This is a genomic window from Escherichia sp. WS3063 (assembly GCF_046486595.1).
In the GTDB taxonomy this organism is placed as follows: Bacteria; Pseudomonadota; Gammaproteobacteria; order Enterobacterales; family Enterobacteriaceae; genus Escherichia; species Escherichia coli.
This window is the reverse complement of record NZ_JBJQKY010000053.1, coordinates 1-4,381: the sequence shown is the minus strand read 5'-3', so window position 1 is coordinate 4,381 and position 4,381 is coordinate 1. Positions and strand designations below refer to the sequence as shown.

Sequence of the window (4,381 nt, the reverse complement as noted above, 5' to 3'; positions counted from 1 at the left end):
GTTCATCCTGGACTGGCTGCAAAGTGTTGAACTGCGCCGCCGCGTGCATGCCGGCCTGAACAAAGGTGAGGCGCGCAACTCGCTGGCCAGGGCGGTGTTCTTCAACCGCCTTGGGGAAATCAGGGATCGGAGCTTCGAGCAGCAGCGCTACCGGGCCAGCGGCCTCAACCTGGTGACGGCGGCTATCGTGCTGTGGAACACGGTGTACCTGGAACGCGCCACCCAGGGGTTGGTCGAGGCCGGCAAGCCGGTGGACGGCGAGCTGCTGCAATTCCTGTCGCCGCTGGGCTGGGAGCACATCAACCTAACCGGCGATTACGTCTGGCGGCAGAGCCGCAGACTGGAAGACGGGAAGTTTCGGCCCTTACGGATGCCCGGAAAACCTTAGCGTACGATTTTTTCCGAATTCTGCGGGCTCCCCTATCTCATCTGCGCAAGGCAGAACGTGAAGACGGCCGCCCTGGACCTCGCCCGCGAGCGCCAGGCGCACGAGGCCGGCGCGCGGACCCGCGCCACGGCCCACGAGCGGACGCCGCAGCAGGAGCGCCAGAAGGCCGCCAGAGAGGCCGAGCGCGGCCGTGAGGCTTGGACGCTAGGGCAGGGCATGAAAAAGCCCGTAGCGGGCTGCTACGGGCGTCTGACGCGGTGGAAAGGGGGAGGGGATGTTGTCTACATGGCTCTGCTGTAGTGAGTGGGTTGCGCTCCGGCAGCGGTCCTGATCAATCGTCACCCTTTCTCGGTCCTTCAACGTTCCTGACAACGAGCCTCCTTTTCGCCAATCCATCGACAATCACCGCGAGTCCCTGCTCGAACGCTGCGTCCGGATCGGCTTCGTCGAAGGCGTCTATCGCGGCCCGCAACAGCGGCGAGAGCGGAGCCTGTTCAACGGTGCCGCCGCGCTCGCCGGCATCGCTGTCGCCGGCCTGCTCCTCAAGCACGGCCCCAACAGTGAAGTAGCTGATTGTCATCAGCGCATTGACGGCGTCCCCGGCCGAAAAACCCGCCTCGCAGAGGAAGCGAAGCTGCGCGTCGGCCGTTTCCATCTGCGGTGCGCCCGGTCGCGTGCCGGCATGGATGCGCGCGCCATCGCGGTAGGCGAGCAGCGCCTGCCTGAAGCTGCGGGCATTCCCGATCAGAAATGAGCGCCAGTCGTCGTCGGCTCTCGGCACCGAATGCGTATGATTCTCCGCCAGCATGGCTTCGGCCAGTGCGTCGAGCAGCGCCCGCTTGTTCCTGAAGTGCCAGTAAAGCGCCGGCTGCTGAACCCCCAACCGTTCCGCCAGTTTGCGTGTCGTCAGACCGTCTACGCCGACCTCGTTCAACAGGTCCAGGGCGGCACGGATCACTGTATTCGGCTGCAACTTTGTCATGCTTGACACTTTATCACTGATAAACATAATATGTCCACCAACTTATCAGTGATAAAGAATCCGCGCGTTCAATCGGACCAGCGGAGGCTGGTCCGGAGGCCAGACGTGAAACCCAACAGACCCCTGATCGTAATTCTGAGCACTGTCGCGCTCGACGCTGTCGGCATCGGCCTGATTATGCCGGTGCTGCCGGGCCTCCTGCGCGATCTGGTTCACTCGAACGACGTCACCGCCCACTATGGCATTCTGCTGGCGCTGTATGCGTTGATGCAATTTGCCTGCGCACCTGTGCTGGGCGCGCTGTCGGATCGTTTCGGGCGGCGGCCGGTCTTGCTCGTCTCGCTGGCCGGCGCTGCTGTCGACTACGCCATCATGGCGACGACGCCTTTCCTTTGGGTTCTCTATATCGGGCGGATCGTGGCCGGCATCACCGGGGCGACTGGGGCGGTAGCCGGCGCTTATATTGCCGATATCACTGATGGCGATGAGCGCGCGCGGCACTTCGGCTTCATGAGCGCCTGTTTCGGGTTCGGGATGGTCGCGGGACCTGTGCTCGGTGGGCTGATGGGCGGTTTCTCCCCCCACGCTCCGTTCTTCGCCGCGGCAGCCTTGAACGGCCTCAATTTCCTGACGGGCTGTTTCCTTTTGCCGGAGTCGCACAAAGGCGAACGCCGGCCGTTACGCCGGGAGGCTCTCAACCCGCTCGCTTCGTTCCGGTGGGCCCGGGGCATGACCGTCGTCGCCGCCCTGATGGCGGTCTTCTTCATCATGCAACTTGTCGGACAGGTGCCGGCCGCGCTTTGGGTCATTTTCGGCGAGGATCGCTTTCACTGGGACGCGACCACGATCGGCATTTCGCTTGCCGCATTTGGCATTCTGCATTCACTCGCCCAGGCAATGATCACCGGCCCTGTAGCCGCCCGGCTCGGCGAAAGGCGGGCACTCATGCTCGGAATGATTGCCGACGGCACAGGCTACATCCTGCTTGCCTTCGCGACACGGGGATGGATGGCGTTCCCGATCATGGTCCTGCTTGCTTCGGGTGGCATCGGAATGCCGGCGCTGCAAGCAATGTTGTCCAGGCAGGTGGATGAGGAACGTCAGGGGCAGCTGCAAGGCTCACTGGCGGCGCTCACCAGCCTGACCTCGATCGTCGGACCCCTCCTCTTCACGGCGATCTATGCGGCTTCTATAACAACGTGGAACGGGTGGGCATGGATTGCAGGCGCTGCCCTCTACTTGCTCTGCCTGCCGGCGCTGCGTCGCGGGCTTTGGAGCGGCGCAGGGCAACGAGCCGATCGCTGATCGTGGAAACGATAGGCCTATGCCATGCGGGTCAAGGCGACTTCCGGCAAGCTATACGCGCCCTAGGAGTGCGGTTGGAACGTTGGCCCAGCCAGATACTCCCGATCACGAGCAGGACGCCGATGATTTGAAGCGCACTCAGCGTCTGATCCAAGAACAACCATCCTAGCAACACGGCGGTCCCCGGGCTGAGAAAGCCCAGTAAGGAAACAACTGTAGGTTCGAGTCGCGAGATCCCCCGGAACCAAAGGAAGTAGGTTAAACCCGCTCCGATCAGGCCGAGCCACGCCAGGCCGAGAACATTGGTTCCTGTAGGCATCGGGATTGGCGGATCAAACACTAAAGCTACTGGAACGAGCAGAAGTCCTCCGGCCGCCAGTTGCCAGGCGGTAAAGGTGAGCAGAGGCACGGGAGGTTGCCACTTGCGGGTCAGCACGGTTCCGAACGCCATGGAAACCGCCCCCGCCAGGCCCGCTGCGACGCCGACAGGATCTAGCGCTGCGTTTGGTGTCAACACCAACAGCGCCACGCCCGCAGTTCCGCAAATAGCCCCCAGGACCGCCATCAATCGTATCGGGCTACCTAGCAGAGCGGCAGAGATGAACACGACCATCAGCGGCTGCACAGCGCCTACCGTCGCCGCGACCCCGCCCGGCAGGCGGTAGACCGAAATAAACAACAAGCTCCAGAATAGCGAAATATTAAGTGCGCCGAGGATGAAGATGCGCATCCACCAGATTCCCGTTGGAATCTGTCGGACGATCATCACGAGCAATAAACCCGCCGGCAACGCCCGCAGCATCGCGACCGTCATCGGTGAGAAGTTCGGCAGGTATTGGGTGGTGACAATGTAGGTGCTGCCCCAAATGGCAGGTGCTATCGCTGTGAACAATAAATCGGGCGTGCGTAATGACATGCGATTACAAGACCTCCGCTACGGCGATGGGTTTTTGAGAGTTGCAGGCGCCGCGATGACCGCACCCTGACTTGGACTGGCCCTGCCTCGCACCAATCCACCTGCGGCTATGGCCGCGATCATGCGAGGCCCGAAAATTACACGACCTGTACACGTCCGCCGAACCCGGAACGCAACAGAGCTTCGTGGGCATCCCGATCCGGGTCGTAGCAGCAGTCCTGGACCAAACGCACGTCGTAGTCCGCATCACTAGCCCAGGCGACGCTTGAAAGAACAACGCCGGTGGTGCTTATCCCGGCCATGACAAGCGTGCTTACGCCGCGCGTCCGAAGGTCGGCGTCGAGCGCCGTGCCATAAAAGACGCTGGCTCGCGGACATGCATAGAAAAGGTCGCCCCGTTCGATCGCAAGCCCTTCGACGGGCAGACCGGTGCGAAATCGTCCGCTCGGGAGATACGGTGAGATTTGGCGATTCGTCGCCGGCGGCGCATGTTCATACTCTTCGCCGAGCGAAAAGTTGGGGAACAGCACGGGCCGGCCGCGCAAGGCGTGCTGGAAGCCGCTGGTGATCACCCCGGAAGGCCTCGACCGGAAATTCTACGAAATCTGCGCCCTGTCCGAGCTGAAGAACGCCCTGCGCTCCGGCGACATCTGGGTCAAGGGCTCGCGGCAGTTCCGCGACTTCGACGACTACCTGCTGCCGGCCGAGAAGTTCGCCGCACTCAAGCGCGAGCAGGCCCTGCCCCTGGCGATCAACCCGAACAGCGACCAGTACCTGGAAGAGCGTTTGC

Annotated in this window: 6 protein-coding genes and 1 pseudogene; 4 read left to right on the top strand and 3 right to left on the bottom strand. The window is 62.6% G+C overall.

Annotated features, from left to right (window positions below):
- Both ACJHYW_RS24895 and ACJHYW_RS24890 read left to right on the top strand, forming a co-directional pair.
- Window positions 1–388: Tn3 family transposase (locus ACJHYW_RS24895; RefSeq protein ID WP_039022898.1), on the top strand; the 388-nt coding region annotated here is incomplete at its 5' end.
- A 57-nt stretch (window positions 389–445) separates the two neighbouring features.
- Window positions 446–688 (top strand): transposase, encoded by a 243-nt coding sequence (locus tag ACJHYW_RS24890; RefSeq protein ID WP_000844627.1) that lies wholly within the window; start codon window positions 446–448, stop codon window positions 686–688.
- A 31-nt stretch (window positions 689–719) separates the two neighbouring features.
- Here the strand turns inward: ACJHYW_RS24890 and tetR(A) are convergent, their stop codons facing one another.
- Window positions 720–1,370: a tetracycline resistance transcriptional repressor TetR(A) gene (tetR(A), locus tag ACJHYW_RS24885; RefSeq protein ID WP_001493764.1), complete on the bottom strand. Its 651-nt coding sequence runs from the start codon at window positions 1,368–1,370 to the stop codon at window positions 720–722.
- A gap of 105 nt (window positions 1,371–1,475) precedes the next feature.
- Here tetR(A) and tet(A) point away from each other — a divergent pair, with 105 nt between their 5' ends.
- Window positions 1,476–2,675: a tetracycline efflux MFS transporter Tet(A) gene (gene tet(A) / locus ACJHYW_RS24880; RefSeq protein WP_001493765.1), complete on the top strand. Its 1,200-nt coding sequence runs from the start codon at window positions 1,476–1,478 to the stop codon at window positions 2,673–2,675.
- A 31-nt stretch (window positions 2,676–2,706) separates the two neighbouring features.
- Here the strand turns inward: tet(A) and ACJHYW_RS24875 are convergent, their stop codons facing one another.
- Window positions 2,707–3,591, bottom strand: a complete 885-nt coding sequence (locus ACJHYW_RS24875; RefSeq protein ID WP_000058717.1) for a DMT family transporter — start codon at window positions 3,589–3,591, stop codon at window positions 2,707–2,709.
- Window positions 3,592–3,728: 137 nt separating this feature from the next.
- Window positions 3,729–4,163, bottom strand: coding sequence for an isochorismatase family cysteine hydrolase (locus ACJHYW_RS24870; RefSeq protein ID WP_223963367.1), 435 nt, complete (start codon window positions 4,161–4,163; stop codon window positions 3,729–3,731).
- Between ACJHYW_RS24870 and ACJHYW_RS24865 the strand changes: the two are divergent.
- Window positions 4,135–4,381: pseudogene (locus ACJHYW_RS24865) on the top strand (hypothetical protein); the annotation flags it as partial. The gene ACJHYW_RS24870 and the pseudogene ACJHYW_RS24865 overlap by 29 nt on opposite strands.